Genomic DNA, 16,143 nt, shown 5'->3' on the forward strand with positions numbered 1-16,143 from the left:
ATTTCTGCTAATTCGTGGTAACCAGCTTCGACCTGATTCCAACTGCCTCCGCGCAGCCGAAACAGCATACAAAGCCGCTATTTCACCGCACCAAGCGCCAACCCCTTCACCAGATAACGCTGCAGCCAAGCAAACACGATCGAAACCGGCAGCGTCGCGCACAAGGTGGCCGCCATCACCAGATGCCATTCGACCACGTACTTGCCCGCCACCATATCGGTTACCTGCACGGTGAGCGTCTTGTTCTCCGGCGAACGGATCAGCGTGTAGACCACCGCAAACTCGTTCCACGCATTGATGAATGTGAAGATCGCCGTCACGACGATTGCCGGCACCGCGAGCGGCAGAAACACCTTGAACACCGCGCGCGTGCGGCTGCAGCCCTCGAGCCACGCGGATTCTTCGAGATCGCGCGGCACCGTCTGGAAATATGACGACAGCATCCACACCGCGAACGCAATATTGAACGCCGCATACGACACGATCACGCCGATCTTCGAATCGACCAGATTGCCGTCGCCGTACGGAATCATTGCGGCGAGCCGGAACAGGCCGACCACCAGCAGGATCGGCGACAGCATCTGCGTGACCAGCAGAAACTGCCGGTACGCGCCCCGCCCGCGAAACGGAAAGCGCGCCAGCGCATACGCCGCAGGCAAGCTGACGGACAGCGCGAGCAACGTGGAAAGCAGGCTGATCACACAGCTGTTGCGCAACGCCACGCCGAAGTTCGCCGCAGTCCACATATCCACGAAGTTCTGCCAGCGCCAGTTCACCGGCAGCCAGCGCGCCGGATAGATAAACACTTCCTGCGCAGGCTTTAACGCGGTGAACAGCATCACCGCAAACGGAAACAGCACGACCACCACCAGCGGCGCCAGCGCGATCCAGCACCACACGGTGCGTTTCATTTTCGCGTTCATGCGGCGTCTCCTTCTTTCGACGGTTGCATGCGCAGGTAAATCATCGAGAACACGAACAGCATCACCAGCATCACCAGCGACACCGCGGCCGCCTGGCCGGGTCGCCCGAGCCGGAAGCCGAGTTCGTACAGATAGGTGACGAGAATGTGCGTGCCGTTGTCGGGGCCGCCTTGCGTCATCACCCAGATAATCGGGAACGAGTTGAACACGTAGATCACGTTCAGCAGGATCGCCATGTTGATGAACGGCCGCAACAGCGGCAGCGTCAGCTGGCGGAATTGCTGCCATGCACTGGCGCCGTCGATGCGCGCGGCTTCATAGATATCACCCGGCACCGAAGACAAACCGCCGAGCAGGATCGTCACGGTAAACGGAATCGACACCAGGATGCCGACCGCGATTTCCACTGGAAACGCGAGCTCCGGCGTCGCGAGCCAGTGAATCGGCCCACCGATCAGTCCGAGCCGCTGCAGCGTGACGTTGACCATACCGTAGTCGTCGTTGAAGGCCCAGCGCCACACGACGGCGGTCATCGTCAGCGAAACCGACCACGGCAGCATCACGATCGTGCGCGCGATGCCGCGCCCGTGGAAGTCCTGGTTCAGCACCAGCGCGACCGGTACCGAGATCAGCACGGTGCCGCCGACCACACACGCGGTCCACACCAGCGTGCGGCGGGTCGCGTCGAGAAACACTGGGTCGGAGAACACGCTATAGAAGTTCGCGAGCCCGTTGAAGCCGCGTATCGCACCGAAGCGCGATACGTCGTGCATCGACTGGTACACGATATTGAAGATCGGATAGCTGATGATGAACAGCGCGAGGATCAGACTCGGCGCGATCAGCAGCCACGGCGTGGTCATGCGCGGCAGCGCAGACCCGGAGGCGGCAGAACGGGCGACGGTGGCGGATGCGGAACGGCTCATGCGTGCTCGATCAGAAAAGACGCCGGCCGCCGGGCCGGTCAGGGCCGGGCGGACCGGAAGGGCTCGACGGGCCGAAGCCGGCCTCGCGCGTGCCGCCGGGGGGCGGCGGCACAGCTCCGTCGAGGGCGACGCCGCCGCCTGGCAAGTGGACCACGCGCGGCGTCATGGGGAGTCGACAGTCCGTTACTGGTTACTGGCCGAGCGACTTGTTGGCTTCGCCGGCGGCCTGTTTCAACGCGTCAGCCGGTTTCGCCTTGCCGAGATACACCGATTGCATCGCGTTGGTCACCGCCTTCGCGGTGTCTTCCCAGCCGGTCACGGTCGGCGCGAAGTGCGCATGCGGCAGCAGCGCGATAAACGCCTTGGTGTCCGGATCGGCGAACGCCGGGTCGCTGGCTTCCGCCTTGGTGGTCGGCAGGAAACCCTCGGTGCTGGTGAACTCGACGCGCGGTTCCTTCGTGAACAGATAATCGAGGAACTTCCACGCGTCCTTCTTCACCTTCGAATTCTTGAACATCACGATCGAATCGGTGACCGCGTAGGTCGCTTCCTTCGTGCCGACCGGCACCGGATCGATGCCGTACTTCAGGTTCGGTGCTTCCTTCTTGATCTGCTTGGCGAGGAACGGCGCGGAAATCACCATCGCCACGCGGCCCTGCTTGAACAGGTTCTGCACGTCTTCACGGCTGTAGCCGGTCACGCCTGGCTGCGTCAGGCCGTCATCGATCAGCGTCTTGTACAGCGTCGCGGCTTTGATGCCTTCCGGCGAATCGAAGCCGGCCTTGCCCGACTTGTTCAGCACGTCGCCGCCGTTGGACCACAGCGCGTAGTAATAGTAGACGTCGGTTTCGATTTCCTTGCCCTGCAGGCCGAAGCCGGCCACGCCCTTGGCCTTCAGCTTCTTCGACGCTTCGATCACGTCGTTCCACGTTTTGGGACCGTTCGGATAGCCGACGCTCGCCAGCAGATCCTTGTTGTAGTACAGCCCGCGCGCCGATGCGGCGATCGGCAGACCGTAGGTCTTGCCGTCGATCTGGCCAGGAGCCAGGAACGGGCCGATAAAGCGGTTCTTGAAGTTCGCGTCCATGTAGCCGTCGAGCGGCTCGGCGACGCCGTCCTTCACGAAATCGAGCAGCCAGCGCGTGCCGACGATCGCCAGATCCGCGTTCGCGTTGCCCGAAATGTCTGTTTGCAGCTTTTGTTGCAGCGTGTCCCAGTTCACGTCTTCGATCTTGATGGTCGTGCCCGGGTTGGCCTTTTCGAACTGGCGAGCCATTTTTTCGAAGTACGGTGCCGTTTGATCGCTGTAGTGCGCGACGGTGACGCGCACTGTGTCGGCGTGCGCCGCAATGGCGACACCGGCGAACGTAAGCGCTACGGCGAGCTTGCCTAGCGTAAGGGAAGCACGTGCATGCAACGACATTTCGTCTCTCCTGGAGTGGTCTGCTGCCGTCGCCGGCGGCTTTGGGTTGAATTGTTTGAAAAAATCCTACAGGATGAAAAAAAGCTTGTCACGTAGGGATGCCGAGTATTTTTTGTTGTCTTCGCTTTTGCATAAGATCCTGTAACGATGGGGTTTTTGTTGCAACGCAGGCGGTTGCACCGGTTTGACGGACGAACCGTTAAAAATGGCTTCCGGCAGTCGGCGATGTCTCACATGTTGGAAATTTACAAGACATGGGGCGATGCGCATTGGCTACCGAACGATGAGGACAGGACATGAATCGTGTGGTGCTGGTAACCGGCGCATGCGGCGGGATCGGCAGCGTGCTGTGCCGGCGTTTCGTCGACGCGGGCGACACGGTGTTTGCGCTCGATCGCGACGCCGCGGCGCTGGCGCAACTGGCCGAACGGCTGGGCGCGGCGCAGGTCGTGCCGCTTGCCGTCGACCTGAACGACGCGGCGGCGGTGCGTGAAGCGGTCGCGCAGGCAGCCGCGGCGCGCGGCCCGGTGGATGTGCTGGTGGCGAACGCCGGCGCGGCCGAAGGGCTGACGCTCGCCAAAACCGATCCGGCCAGCTGGCAGCGCGACGTGCATCTGAACCTGAACGGCACGTATCACACGGTCGAAGCGGTGCGCGAAGCGATGATCGCGCGCCAGCAAGGTGCGCTGGTGCTGATCGGTTCGGTGAACGGCATGGCGGCGCTCGGTCACCCGGCGTATAGCGCGGCGAAGGCGGGCCTGATCAGCTATACGAAGTCGCTCGCCATCGAACTGGGCCGCTACGGCATCCGCGCCAACATCGTGTGCCCGGGCACCGTGAAGACGCAGGCGTGGCAGGCGCGCGTCGACAAGAACCCGCAGGTCTTCGAGAACCTGAAGAAGTGGTACCCGCTGCGCGACTTCGCAACGCCGGACGATATCGCCGATGCCGTGCAGTTCCTCGCGTCGCCGCAGGCGCGCGTGATTACCGGCGTGGCGCTGCCGGTGGACGGCGGCCTGATGGCGGGCAACCGGCTGATGGCCGAGGAGCTGACGCTCGAGTCGCTATAACGTGAAGCGGCGTGATGGCAAAACGCAGCGGCGCCGTCGCACAGCCGCGCCGCAAAGCGGGCACTCACATAGCCCGCGCGGCGCATGAAACCGAAGCACCAGACCTACGACACGCATCGAATCAGGGATGAGGACAGCATGGCAGCAGTGCAACTAAGCGGCATCTACAAGCGCTACGGCGACACCCAGGTGGTGCACGGCATCGACCTGCATATCGACGATGGCGAGTTTGTCGTGCTGGTCGGTCCATCGGGCTGCGGCAAAAGCACGCTGATGCGAATGGTGGCCGGTCTCGAGGAAATCAGCGGCGGCGACCTGCTGATCGGCGGCACGCGCGCGAATGCGCTTGCACCGCAGCAGCGCAATATATCGATGGTGTTTCAGAGCTATGCGCTGTACCCGCATCTGTCGGTGTACGACAACATCGCGTTCGGCCCGCGCATCCGCAAGGAGACGGCGTCGAACTTCAAGCCGCGCATCGAAGCCGCGGCGAAGATGCTCAATCTCAGCGGTTACCTGGACCGCCTGCCGCGCGCGCTGTCCGGCGGACAGCGCCAGCGCGTCGCGATGGGGCGCGCGGTGGTGCGCGAACCGGCGCTGTTCCTGTTCGACGAACCGCTGTCGAACCTCGACGCCAAGCTGCGCGTGCAGATGCGCACCGAGATCAAGGCGCTGCACCAGCGCCTGAAAAACACCGTGATCTACGTGACGCACGACCAGATCGAAGCGATGACGATGGCCGATCGCATCGTCGTGATGAATGCAGGGCGCATCGAGCAGATCGGGCGGCCGCTTGACCTGTACGATCGTCCGGCCAATCTGTTTGTAGCGAGTTTTCTCGGTTCGCCGTCGATGAACTTCGCCGAAGGCGAAGTGGTGGCCGGCGATGGCGGCCTCGCGCTGCTGCTCGCCGATGGTCTGCGCATTCCGCTGGCGCAAGGGGCGGCGCAACCGGGCGCGAAGCTCACGCTCGGCGTGCGCCCCGAGCACATCGAACTCGATAGCGCACCAAGCGGAAGCGGCATCCCGATGGAAATCGAAGTGACCGAGCCGACCGGTGCGGAGACGCATCTGTACGGCAAGATCGGCGGCAGCCCGTGGTGTGTGACGACGCGGCAGCGCGCGGCTTTGGCATCGGGGCAGCGTGTGTTGTTGCGCTTGCCCGCTGAACACGTGCATCTGTTCGACACGGGCAGCGGCAAACGACTCGGGTAGTACCGATGTCAATGCTGACGCTGTGCGCCTTGTGTCGTTTTATGCACACAGTTTCGGGCTGACTACAGCACAAGCGCAACGACTTGCAGAGCGAACCTTGAACGCAAGAGGAATATCCGGGTGTCCGCAGCGAACCTGATTCCACACATCCGCGACGCGCTGCCGACGCTGCGGCCCGCCGAACGCAAGGTCGCCGATATGGTGCTCGCCGACGTCGACTTTGCGATGCGCGCGAGCATTACGGAGATCGCGCAGCGCGCCGATGTTTCGGAGCCTTCGGTGACGCGCTTTTGCCGCGCGGTCGGCGCGCATGGGCTGCGCGACTTCAAGATGCGGCTTGCACAGAGCGTGGCCGGCGGCATGCCGTATGCGTCGCAGGCGGTGGCGAGCAGCGACGATATCCCGACCTTGTTCGACAAGGTCGGCGAAGCGGCGATCGAGGGCATCTCGCATGCGCGCAGCGCGCTCGACCCGCTGGCGGTTGAGTCGGCGCTCGCAGCTTTGTCGAACGCGCGACGCGTGTTCTGCTTTGGCGTCGGCACGGGCTCGGGGCTGGTGGCGCAAGATGCGGCGTTGCGGCTGTTACGGCTCGACGTCGCGGCTAGCGCGTTCACCGATGGGCATTTGCAGCGTCTGTATGCGGGGCTGCTCGAACCGGGCGATGTCGCGTTTGCGATCTCGCATTCGGGGCGCAGCATCGAAGTGAACGAAAGCATCCAGATCGCGAAGGAGCGCGGCGCGACGACCATTGCGCTGACCAACGTCGGCTCGCGGCTTGCGTGGCTGGTGGATATTCCGCTGCTGCTGCGCGCGCCGGATGCGGTCGAGCCTCATACGCCGGGCGTCGCGCGGCTCGTGCATCTGTGCATCGTCGACGCGCTGTTGATCGGGCTGGCGCTGAGGCTCGAGCCGAAGACGCTCGAGAAGATGCGCGCGGCGGATGCGCGAGTGGCGCCGTCGCAGCAGGCGGCGGATGAGCCGCGATTCTGAGTGCAACACCAGTGCCGCGTACTTCGCACCGCATGTTATTGACAACTAGACAACCGCGGCCATTGCCAAAACAATCTATATTGCAGCCACAACAACCAGCCGCTGTTCCGACGCGATCCCACCGCCGCACATCCTCCGCTGCGGACCGCGCCATGGCCATACGCAATACCGAGTGTCTCTCGCGCAGATAACCGGTCGTTAACCCTTAAGGGGAAGCCATGTCCAGCTCACCGCTTTTCGACGGCGATGCCCAGCCGCTCGCCGGCGACGCCGCGTTGCCCACCGACGAGCGTCTGCACAACCGCGACCTCGCACCGGTCCCGCACGACCGGCGCACGTGGACCGGCTACAGCATCTTTGCAATGTGGATGTCCGATGTGCACAGCGTGGGCGGCTATACGTTCGCCGCCAGCCTGTTTCTGCTCGGCATCTCAGGCTGGCAAGTGCTGCTCGCCATGACCATCGGCATTCTGGTGGTCTATGTGCTGATGAATTGGGTCGGCAAGCCGAGCTACGTTCACGGCATTCCGTTTCCGGTGATGGCGCGCGTCAGCATGGGCGTGATGGGCGCGAATCTCGCAGCGGTGATTCGCGGCGTGGTGGGCATCGTCTGGTACGGCGTGCAGACCTACTTCGCGTCGAAAGCGGTAGCGACGCTGATTCTGCTGTTCATTCCGCCGGCCGTCGCGCTGACCCAGATGAGCTTTCTGCAACTCACCGCCCTCGGCTGGATCAGCTTTCTGTTTATGTGGATCTTCCAGTTGATCATCTTCCAGCGCGGCATGGAGACGATCCGCAAATTCATCGACTTCTGCGGCCCGGCCGTCTATGTGGTGATGTTCGTGCTGATGGCGTGGATCCTGTCGCAGGCCGGGCTCGGCAGCCTGAGCCTGACGCTCGGCGGCCAGCATCTGACCGGCAACGAGCAGTTCGCCGCGATGGGCAGCGCCATCCTGCTGGTGGTCAGCTACTTCGCTGCGCTGCTGCTGAATTTCGGCGATTTCTCGCGCTTTGCGAAGAGCGAACGCCAGATGAAGGTCGGCAACTTCCTCGGCTTGCCGGTCAACTTCATCGTCTTCGCGATCATCACGGTGATCGTCACCTCGGGCAGCGCGACGGTGTTCGGGCGCATGATCATGGACCCGGTGGAGATCGTCGCGCATATCGATAACAAGGTCGCGGTCGTGATCGGCAGCCTGACCTTCATCGTGGCGACCATGGGCATCAACATCGTTGCCAATTTCGTTTCGCCGGCCTACGACATCGCCAACCTGTTTCCAAAGCACGTGGACTTCAAACGCGGCGGGCTGATCGCTTCGATTCTTGCGGTGCTGGTGTGTCCGTGGATTTTCGTCGATAGCCCGAAGGCGATCACGATTTTCGTCAGCGTGTTCGGGGCGGTGCTGGCGCCGCTGTATGGCGTGATGATGGCGGACTTCTATCTGGTCAAGAAGCAGCAGGTGCAGACGGCCGCGCTCTACACGATGTCGCCGAAGGCGCGCTTTTACTATGACGGCGGCTGGAACAAGGTCGGCGTCGCGGCGCTGCTGGTTTCCGGCATCATCTCGATCGGTTGGGAGATTTGCTCGCAGTTACTGCATGTGCTGCCGGAAAACAATTTCGGCTGGCTGATCGGCGCGGTCGCGGGGGCGGTGATCTATCTGGTGGCGATGCGCGCGGCCCGGCGCGTTTGACACGAACCGTCATATTGCGCCAGCGCCGAAATGCCGGTATTCTTACTCCGATACATCAAGTCGGAGTGAAGAAAAGTGGCTCATATCAGCACAGGCGTCGAATACGGGTTGCATTGCATGCTGTACCTGATCGAGCCCGCGCCGGGCGTACCGGAAGCCAGCGTGCGCGACCTTGCGGAACTGCAGGGCGTGCCCGCCGATTACCTCGCAAAGCTATTCACGAAGCTGCACAAGGCGGGCCTGGTGATCGCCACCGAAGGCGCGAAGGGCGGCTTCGCGCTGGCTCGGCCCGCGCAGCAGATTTCGGTGCTGGACGTAGTGATTGCCATCGATGGCGACAAGCCACTGTTCGAATGCCGCGAAGTGCGCGAGCGGTGTGCCGTGTTCGGCGATACAGCGCCGACATGGGCCACGAGTGGCATGTGCTCGATTCACAGCGTGATGCAGCAGGCGGAGAAGCGCATGCGCGAATCCCTTGCTTCGCAAACGCTGGCGGACATCGCGACGCGCACCGTGGCCAAGGCGCCGCGCACGTTCGGTCCGCAAGTGGTGAAATGGCTCGATTCGCGCGCGTCGGGCCGGCGGCGCGAGCGCGGTGCCGGATCGGCCTGAACGGTCTGAAGCGGCCTGAGCGGAGCCGATATTCTCGCTTGTTGTCACGCAAAAGCGGCGCATGCCGCTTTTGTTGCTTTTGCCGCTTGTTCCAGCGCGTTGTCTTGCGCCGTTTCCAGATCGTCGGCCTCCACACGAGCGCGCTTCCAGCTTGCCCACTGTTCGGCTAGCCCGGTCAAATCTGCGTGCGCACGTAACATGGCCACGGCACACGCTTCCTGTTCTGCGCGACAGGTCACCATCGGTTCCCCAAAAAAATTCAACTGCGACCAAACACATCGCTGCCGCGAGGTTGGTCGAATTTTCATCCGTCGCCAAGTCAGCGTACATGTCAACAGACTTGCAGTGTTTGACAGACGTGTCTAAAATCGCCAACATTGACACGTAAGTCAAAAATAACGGAACCCCGTCTGTGGTCTCCACACGACCGTTCGTCATTCTTCGAACCTCAAGGAATCTGGCTTCATGACATCCCCACTCCCCGGCACCGTGCCGATCGGCGCGCGGCGTCCCTCCGCGTGGAGATACATCTTTGCAGGCCTATGCGCGAGTCTGTCGAGCATCGGTCTGGCTCGCTTCGCGTACACACCGCTGCTGCCTTCGCTGATCCAGGCACACTGGTTTGCCACTTCCGACGCGGTGTACCTCGGCGCCGCCAATCTGATGGGCTATCTGATCGGCGCGATCGTCGGCCGTCCGCTGGCCCGTCGTTTGGGTAACTCGCATACGCTGCGCATCATGATGGTGGCGGTGACGCTGGCATTTTTTGCCTGCGCGTACCCGGTTTCGGTCAGCTGGTTTTTCGGCTGGCGATTGCTGTCGGGCATCGCCGGTGGCTCGGTCATGGTGCTGGTTGCGGCGACCGTGATGCCGCACGTGCCCGGCGAGCGCAAAGGGCTGGTCAGCGGTGCGTTATTTCTGGGGCTGGGGCTCGGCATTGCGGCATCGGGCACGATCATTCCGTTGCTGCTCGACTTCGGCCTGCGCCAGACATGGCTCGGCCTCGGCGTGCTGTCGGCGGTGCTGACCGTCGTGACGTGGCCGCTATGGCCGTCGTCGGCGGCGCACGCAGCGGCGGCGCAGGCCCACGCGCCGACGTCGACGGCCAACGAGCCAGCCGCTTCCACCGTGCGCATGCTGTATCTGCAATACGCGGTGATGGCGTTCGGCATCGTGCCGACCATGGTCTTTCTGGTCGACTTCATCGCACGCGGCCTGAATGCAGGTGCGCATCTGGGCGCACTGTGCTGGATCCTGTATGGCGTCGGCGCGATTGCCGGGCCGCCCGTCTATGGCGCGCTAGCCGACCGGCTCGGCGCGGCGACTGGCATGCGCGTGGTCATGCTGGCGCAGGCGATTCTCGCTGCGCTGCTTGCCTGCGCGCACAGTCGCGTTGCGATCGGCGCGCTGGCCGTGCTGATCGGCAGCTTCCCGCCGGGCATCGTGCCGCTGATGCTGGCGCGCGTGCACGAGGTCATCCCCGGCAATCACGCGCGGCAGAACCTGGTATGGAGCCGTGCGACGATCCTGTTCGCCGCCTTTCAGGCGATGGCGGGTTACACGTATTCGTCGGTGTTCAATGCGAGCGGCGGCAACCATCGAATGCTGTTCGCGCTCGGCGCCGGCGCATACCTGCTGTGCTTCCTGTGCGACATGTTCGGCCCACGGGCCGCACGCAGGTAGGCAGGCAGGTTCAGCATCCTCTCTCCATACCCATGAGGTATGGAAACCGCACTCAAACGGTGTTGGACTCACCGCTGCGCTACTTCTAGTATGGGTCGCAACAGCAGGAGAGTTGCATGAGCGCGAGTTCCATACGGATAGAGGAAGTAGAGGCAATTCTGGTCGACGTGCCGACGATCCGGCCGCATCGTCTGTCGGTCGCGACGATGCGCTGCCAGACGCTGGTGCTGGTGCGGATTCGATGCTCTGACGGTATCACCGGCTGGGGCGAAGGCACGACGATCGGCGGGCTCGCATACGGCGAAGAAAGCCCCGAAAGCATCAAGACCAACATCGAGACTTACTTTGCACCCGCGCTGCGCAGCATGGACGCGACGCGTCCCAACGCGGCGATGGCGCATCTCGGCGACCTCTACCAGGGCAATCGCTTCGCCAAATCCGCACTGGAAACGGCGCTATTCGACGCTCACGCGCAACGCCTTGGCGTGCCGCTTTCCGAACTGTTCGGCGGCCGCGTGACGGATTCGATCGAAGTAGCGTGGACGCTGGCAAGCGGCGATACGCGGCGCGATATCGACGAAGCGTTGCAGATGCTCGACATGAAGCGGCACCGTATTTTCAAGCTGAAGATCGGCAGCCGTGCGGTAGCCGACGACGTTGCGCACGTCGCAGCAATAAAACAAGAACTGGGTGACCGCGCCGAAGTACGCGTCGATGTCAATCAGGCGTGGAGTGTGCCGGACGCGATCTGGGCACTCAGCCGGCTTGCCGACGCGGGCATTGCACTTGTCGAGCAGCCGGTGCGTGCCGACGACCGCCGCGGCCTCGCGCGGCTCACGCATCTCGCGCAGGTTCCGATCATGGCCGACGAGGCGCTGCATGGCCCGACAGACGCATTCGTACTCGCCAGCGACAGCGCTGCCGACGTATTCGCCGTAAAGATCGCGCAATCCGGGGGATTACGCGGTGCGGCCGACGTCGCGGCGATTGCGCTCGCGTCAGGCATTGCGTTGTACGGCGGCACGATGCTCGAAAGCGCGCTCGGCACGATCGCATCGGCGCAATTGTTCAGCACGTTTCGCGAGCTCAGATGGGGCACGGAGCTGTTCGGTCCGCTGCTGCTAACTGAAGAAATTCTCACGCAGCCGCTGCGCTACGAGAACTTCACGCTGACGTTGCCGCAAGGGCCCGGCCTAGGCGTGCAACTCGATCTCGACAAGATCGAACGCTTGCGGCGCGATACAAAGCGCGGCGCGAGCGTGGCGGCCGCGCACTATCACCACTAACGCGGCCACCTTCCCCACAGCAATCGATACATGAAAGGAGACACCCCATGAACCCGCAAGCCATCGACGCGTTACTGCAAAAAATCGACGCCAGCGCAATCAGTGCCGGCGACGCTCGCACGAAGCAGGTGGTGCACCGCATCGTGCGCGACCTGTTCATCACGATCGACGAACTGGACGTGACGCCAAACGAATTCTGGTCTGCGCTGAATTACCTGGGCGAAGCAGGGCAGAGCGGCGAACTGGGTCTGCTGGCAGCGGGCCTCGGCTTCGAACATTTCCTCGACGTGCGCCTCGACGAAGCGGAAGCGAAAGCGGGCGCCGACGGCGGCACGCCGCGCACGATCGAAGGTCCGCTGTACGTAGCAGGTGCGCCCGAATCGCAACAGCATGCGCGTCTGGATAACGGCAGCGAGCCGGGCACGACGCTGGTGATGCGTGGCCGCGTACTAGGCGAAGACGGTCAGCCAGCGCCCGGTGCGCTGGTCGAGGTCTGGCACGCGAATCACCTGGGCAACTACTCGCACTTCGACAAGTCGCAGCCGGCCTTTCATCTGCGCGGCGCGATTCGCGCCGACGCGCAAGGCGCGTATAGCTTCCGCAGCGTGGTGCCGGTGGGCTACAGCGTGCCGCCCGGCGGCAAGACGCAGCAACTGCTCGATCGGCTGGGACGGCATGGGCACCGTCCAGCGCACATTCACTTCTTCGTGTCCGCGGCGGGCTTTCGCAAGCTGACCACGCAGATCAATATCGAAGGCGATCCGTATCTGTGGGACGACTTCGCGTTCGCGACGCGCGATGGTCTCGTGCCGCAGCTCAAGCAGGAAGAGGGCGCGGCCGGCAAACCCTACGGCATCACCGGGCAGTTCTCGCTGATCGACTTCGACTTCGTGCTGGTGCGCGAGCGCAGCGACATCCCGACTAGCGAAGTGCAGCGCGTGCGCGCGCTGGCCGACTGAGGCCCACAGATCTGGAGCACACCCGATGCTATTTCACGTGAAGATGGCGGTGAAGTTTCCGCACGACATGCCGGCCGAACGGGCCGAGCAATTGAAAGCCGAAGAAAAGGCGCTGGCGCAGCGCCTGCAGAAAGAGGGCGTGTGGCGACACCTATGGCGTATCGCGGGCCGCTACGCGAACTACAGCGTGTTCGACGTGGACGGTCCCGCGCAATTGCACGATCTGCTGAGCCGCCTGCCGCTGTTTCCGTACATGGAGATCGAGGTGGACGCGCTGTGTCGCCATCCGTCTTCGATCTTCGAAGACGACCGGTAAGCAGGAACGCGCAGAAAAAAACGCGGGACGAGGCGCAACGCACGCCTCTTCCCATCGAGCCACGGCGCTAGCTAAAGCCAGCCGCGCAAAAAAACTTCAATCCAGCGCCGAAGCCGGACCAAAGAACTCGTAACGGCTTTGCGCAGCCGGCACGCCGATCGCAGCGAGGTGCTGCTTGATCGCCTTCATGAACGTTTTCGGCCCGAGGAAATACACATCGACGTCACGCGTCTGCGGCATCCACGCCCGCAGCCGTGCCTCATCGATATAACCGGTCGCATCGTAAGCCGTGTCTTCGGGGCGCGGCTTCTCGTACACGTAAAAGCGCTTCAATTGCGGATGCTGTGCCGCGAGATCGTCGATGAACTTGCGGAACGCATGCACGCCGCCGTTACGCGCCGCATGGATGAAATGCACCGGCCGCGACGTCTGCAGCGCAACGCGCAGCATCGCGAGCGTCGGCGTGATCCCTACGCCACCGCTGATCAGCACCAGCGGCCGGTCGCTGGCTTCCAGCGTGAAGTCGCCGGAAGGTGTGAACACGTCGAGCGTAGCGCCTTCGTTGACGCGATCGTGCAGATGGTTCGACACCTTGCCGTTCGGTTCGCGCTTCACGCTGATGCGATACTCCTTGCCGTTCGCAGCCGCCGACAGCGAATAGTTGCGGCGCACTTCCGCACCGTCGATATCCAGCCGCAACCCAAGATATTGCCCCGGCTTGAACTCATACAGTTCGCCGCCATCGGCCGGCTGCAGATAGAACGACGTGATCTCGTCGCTCTCTTTCACCTTGCGCGCCACCTTGAACGCACGCGTGCCGCGCCAGCCGCCTTTCGCATGCTCCTTGTCCGCATACGCGTTTTCTTCGATGCCGATCAACAGGCCGGCGAGCTGCTGATACGCTGCACCCCACGCTTCGATCACCGCATCGGTGGCGATCTCCGGTCCGAGCACTTCGCGGATCGCGCGCAGCAGGCAACCGCCGACGATCGGATAATGCTCGGGCAGCACATTCAGCGCGACGTGCTTGTTGACGATCTGCGTGACGAGCCCGCCCAGTTGCTCCAGTTGATCGATATGACGCGCGTACATCAGCACGCCGTTGGCCAGCGCGCGTGGCTGGTCGCCGCTTGCCTGGTGTGCCTGGTTGAACAGCGGCCGCACTTGCGGATTTTCCGCGAGCAGCGTGTTGTAGAAGTGAGTGATCAGCGCCTCGCCGCCGCTCTCGAGCAGCGGGACGGTGGCTTTGATGATGGCGCGTTGTTCGGCTGACAGCATGAGACTTCCTCGTTGGGTGACAAGTGGGTGAACGCCCGCAAGCGGGTTTTGCACCTGACTATGCACTTCTCGGGCCAGTTTTAATTTGTCGTAGAATCAGTGGCTTATAAAACACCGATGTGAATATGACCCGAGTCGAACAGACTGCATCAGGAGTCAAACTGACTGCATCGACGGTGCTGGACGCATTGATCCCGCTCGTCGAGGACCTGTCGCGCGACTTGCCGCAACGCGAACGCTACCGGCGTCTGTTGACGACGCTGCGTACGCTGTTCCCTGCCGACGCTGCCGCACTGCTACGCCTCGACGACGACACGCTGGTGCCGCTCGCGATCGACGGCCTGTCGAGCGATACGCTCGGCCGACGCTTTCGCGTGAGCGACCACCCCCGTTTCGCTGCGCTGCTCGCGCGCCGCGAGCCGACCCGCTTCCCTGCCGATTCAGGTATGCCGGACCCTTACGACGGTCTGGTACAAGGCGTGAGCGGCAATCTCGAAGTGCACGATTGTCTCGGCTGTCCGCTTCACATCGGCGGACGTCCGTGGGGGCTGTTGACGCTCGACGCACTCGACCCGGCGCGCTTCGCAAATATTGACATGGACACGCTGCAGGCGTTGGGTAGCCTGGCTGCAGCCACTGTCAGCGTGGCTGAGCGTATCGACACACTGGCGCGCCACTCCGAAGAAGAGCGTCAGCGCGCCGAAGCTTACCGGCGTGCAAGCGGGCCGAGCAGCCGCGAAATCATCGGTAGCAGCGCGGCGCACCGTCAATTGCTTGACGAAATCCGCACGGTGGCTCACAGCGAGCTGACGGTGTTGATCACCGGCGAGACGGGTGTCGGCAAGGAACTGGTGGCCAACGCAATCCATATGCAATCGCTGCGCGCCAAAGAGGCACTGATCAGCCTGAACTGTGCGGCGCTGCCCGACACGCTGGTTGAAAGCGAACTGTTCGGCCACGTGCGCGGCGCGTTTTCGGGGGCATCGTCGGATCGCAGCGGCAAGTTCGAGCTGGCCGATGGCGGCACGCTGCTGCTCGACGAAGTCGGCGAACTGCCGCTCGGCGTGCAGGCCAAGCTGCTGCGGGTCTTGCAGAACGGCCAGTTGCAGCGCATCGGCTCGGATCGCGAACACAAGGTCGACGTGCGGCTGGTCGCCGCGACCAATCGCGACCTCGCCGAAGAAGTGCGCGCCGGGCGCTTTCGTGCCGACCTGTACCACCGGTTGAGCGTTTATCCGCTGCGCGTGCCGCCGCTGCGCGAGCGCGGCCGCGACGTGCTGCTGCTGGCCGGCTATTTCCTCGAAGAGAACCGCGCGCGGCTCGGCCTGTTGAGCATCCGGCTCGCCACGGATGCACAGGCGGCGCTGCTCGCGTACGCGTGGCCCGGCAACGTACGCGAACTGGAGCACATGATCGGCCGCAGCGCGTTCAAGGCGCTGTCGCGGCACCGCGAACGGCCGCGCATCCTGACGCTGACCGCGCTCGATCTCGGCCTTGCGCCGGGCAGTCTCGAAGCCGCGCCACGCCCCGGCGAAACCAGCGGCGCTCATGCCATGGACGCCACCAGCACCGACTTTCGCAGCGCGGTCGCCGCATACGAACGAACCCTGGTGGCCGATGCGCTGGAGCGCAGCGGCAATAACTGGGCGGCGGTGGCGCGCACGCTCGGTATGGACCGCGCCAATCTGAACCGCCTGGCGAAACGGCTCGGCCTGAAATAAGCTGAAGCCACGGCCGGTGCTTTCTGGCGGTAGCGGGTTTGGTAGTA

At 63.3% G+C, this 16,143-nt stretch carries 15 protein-coding genes; 10 read left to right on the forward strand and 5 right to left on the reverse strand.

Annotated features, from left to right (window positions below; genetic code table 11):
* Positions 1–77: 77 nt before the first annotated feature.
* The 3 genes from ACYVNQ_RS18030 to ACYVNQ_RS18040 form a co-directional block, all read right to left on the reverse strand.
* The gene (locus ACYVNQ_RS18030; RefSeq protein WP_460903919.1) at positions 78–923 is read right to left on the reverse strand and encodes a carbohydrate ABC transporter permease; all 846 of its coding nucleotides are present in this window, start codon (positions 921–923) and stop codon (positions 78–80) included.
* The gene (locus tag ACYVNQ_RS18035) at positions 920–1,849 is read right to left on the reverse strand and encodes a carbohydrate ABC transporter permease (protein ID WP_460903921.1); all 930 of its coding nucleotides are present in this window, start codon (positions 1,847–1,849) and stop codon (positions 920–922) included. Before ACYVNQ_RS18035 ends, ACYVNQ_RS18030 begins: the two co-directional genes overlap by 4 nt.
* Before the next feature lie 190 nt (positions 1,850–2,039).
* A complete protein-coding gene (locus ACYVNQ_RS18040; protein WP_460903922.1) occupies positions 2,040–3,272 on the reverse strand; it encodes an ABC transporter substrate-binding protein in 1,233 nt (410 codons plus the stop codon).
* Positions 3,273–3,568: 296 nt separating this feature from the next.
* Between ACYVNQ_RS18040 and ACYVNQ_RS18045 the strand changes: the two genes are divergently transcribed.
* The 5 genes from ACYVNQ_RS18045 (at position 3,569) to ACYVNQ_RS18065 (ending at position 8,853) form a co-directional block, all read left to right on the forward strand.
* Positions 3,569–4,342, forward strand: coding sequence for an SDR family oxidoreductase (locus tag ACYVNQ_RS18045; protein WP_460903923.1), 774 nt, complete (start codon positions 3,569–3,571; stop codon positions 4,340–4,342).
* Between the two features lie 138 nt (positions 4,343–4,480).
* Entirely contained in the window at positions 4,481–5,557 is a 1,077-nt protein-coding gene (locus ACYVNQ_RS18050) for an ABC transporter ATP-binding protein (protein ID WP_460904952.1), read from the forward strand.
* Between the two features lie 120 nt (positions 5,558–5,677).
* The gene (locus ACYVNQ_RS18055; protein ID WP_460903924.1) at positions 5,678–6,547 is read left to right on the forward strand and encodes a MurR/RpiR family transcriptional regulator; all 870 of its coding nucleotides are present in this window, start codon (positions 5,678–5,680) and stop codon (positions 6,545–6,547) included.
* Between the two features lie 218 nt (positions 6,548–6,765).
* Entirely contained in the window at positions 6,766–8,241 is a 1,476-nt protein-coding gene (locus ACYVNQ_RS18060) for an NCS1 family nucleobase:cation symporter-1 (RefSeq protein WP_460903925.1), read from the forward strand.
* A gap of 75 nt (positions 8,242–8,316) precedes the next feature.
* Positions 8,317–8,853 carry an RrF2 family transcriptional regulator gene (locus tag ACYVNQ_RS18065; protein ID WP_460903926.1) on the forward strand — a complete coding sequence of 179 codons (537 nt, stop codon included), beginning with the start codon at positions 8,317–8,319 and terminating at the stop codon, positions 8,851–8,853.
* 44 nt (positions 8,854–8,897) lie between these two features.
* On the opposite strand, the gene ACYVNQ_RS18070 is transcribed toward ACYVNQ_RS18065, so the two are convergent.
* A complete protein-coding gene (locus ACYVNQ_RS18070; protein ID WP_460903927.1) occupies positions 8,898–9,161 on the reverse strand; it encodes a hypothetical protein in 264 nt (87 codons plus the stop codon).
* Positions 9,162–9,318: 157 nt separating this feature from the next.
* On the opposite strand from ACYVNQ_RS18070, the gene ACYVNQ_RS18075 reads away from it, so the two are divergent.
* From ACYVNQ_RS18075 to catC, 4 genes are all read left to right on the forward strand, one after another.
* Entirely contained in the window at positions 9,319–10,536 is a 1,218-nt protein-coding gene (locus tag ACYVNQ_RS18075; protein ID WP_460903928.1) for a YbfB/YjiJ family MFS transporter, read from the forward strand.
* Between the two features lie 116 nt (positions 10,537–10,652).
* Positions 10,653–11,822: a muconate/chloromuconate family cycloisomerase gene (locus tag ACYVNQ_RS18080; protein WP_460903929.1), complete on the forward strand. Its 1,170-nt coding sequence runs from the start codon at positions 10,653–10,655 to the stop codon at positions 11,820–11,822.
* Positions 11,823–11,869: 47 nt separating this feature from the next.
* Positions 11,870–12,781: a catechol 1,2-dioxygenase gene (gene catA / locus ACYVNQ_RS18085; RefSeq protein ID WP_460903930.1), complete on the forward strand. Its 912-nt coding sequence runs from the start codon at positions 11,870–11,872 to the stop codon at positions 12,779–12,781.
* A gap of 25 nt (positions 12,782–12,806) precedes the next feature.
* Positions 12,807–13,097 carry a muconolactone Delta-isomerase gene (catC, locus tag ACYVNQ_RS18090; protein ID WP_460903932.1) on the forward strand — a complete coding sequence of 97 codons (291 nt, stop codon included), beginning with the start codon at positions 12,807–12,809 and terminating at the stop codon, positions 13,095–13,097.
* 96 nt (positions 13,098–13,193) lie between these two features.
* On the opposite strand, the gene hmpA is transcribed toward catC, so the two are convergent.
* Positions 13,194–14,375 (reverse strand): NO-inducible flavohemoprotein, encoded by a 1,182-nt coding sequence (hmpA, locus tag ACYVNQ_RS18095; RefSeq protein ID WP_460903933.1) that lies wholly within the window; start codon positions 14,373–14,375, stop codon positions 13,194–13,196.
* Between the two features lie 125 nt (positions 14,376–14,500).
* Here hmpA and norR point away from each other — a divergent pair, with 125 nt between their 5' ends.
* Positions 14,501–16,096: a nitric oxide reductase transcriptional regulator NorR gene (gene norR, locus ACYVNQ_RS18100; protein WP_460903934.1), complete on the forward strand. Its 1,596-nt coding sequence runs from the start codon at positions 14,501–14,503 to the stop codon at positions 16,094–16,096.
* Positions 16,097–16,143: the final 47 nt, after the last annotated feature.

The sequence above is a fragment of the Paraburkholderia jirisanensis genome (assembly GCF_054782355.1).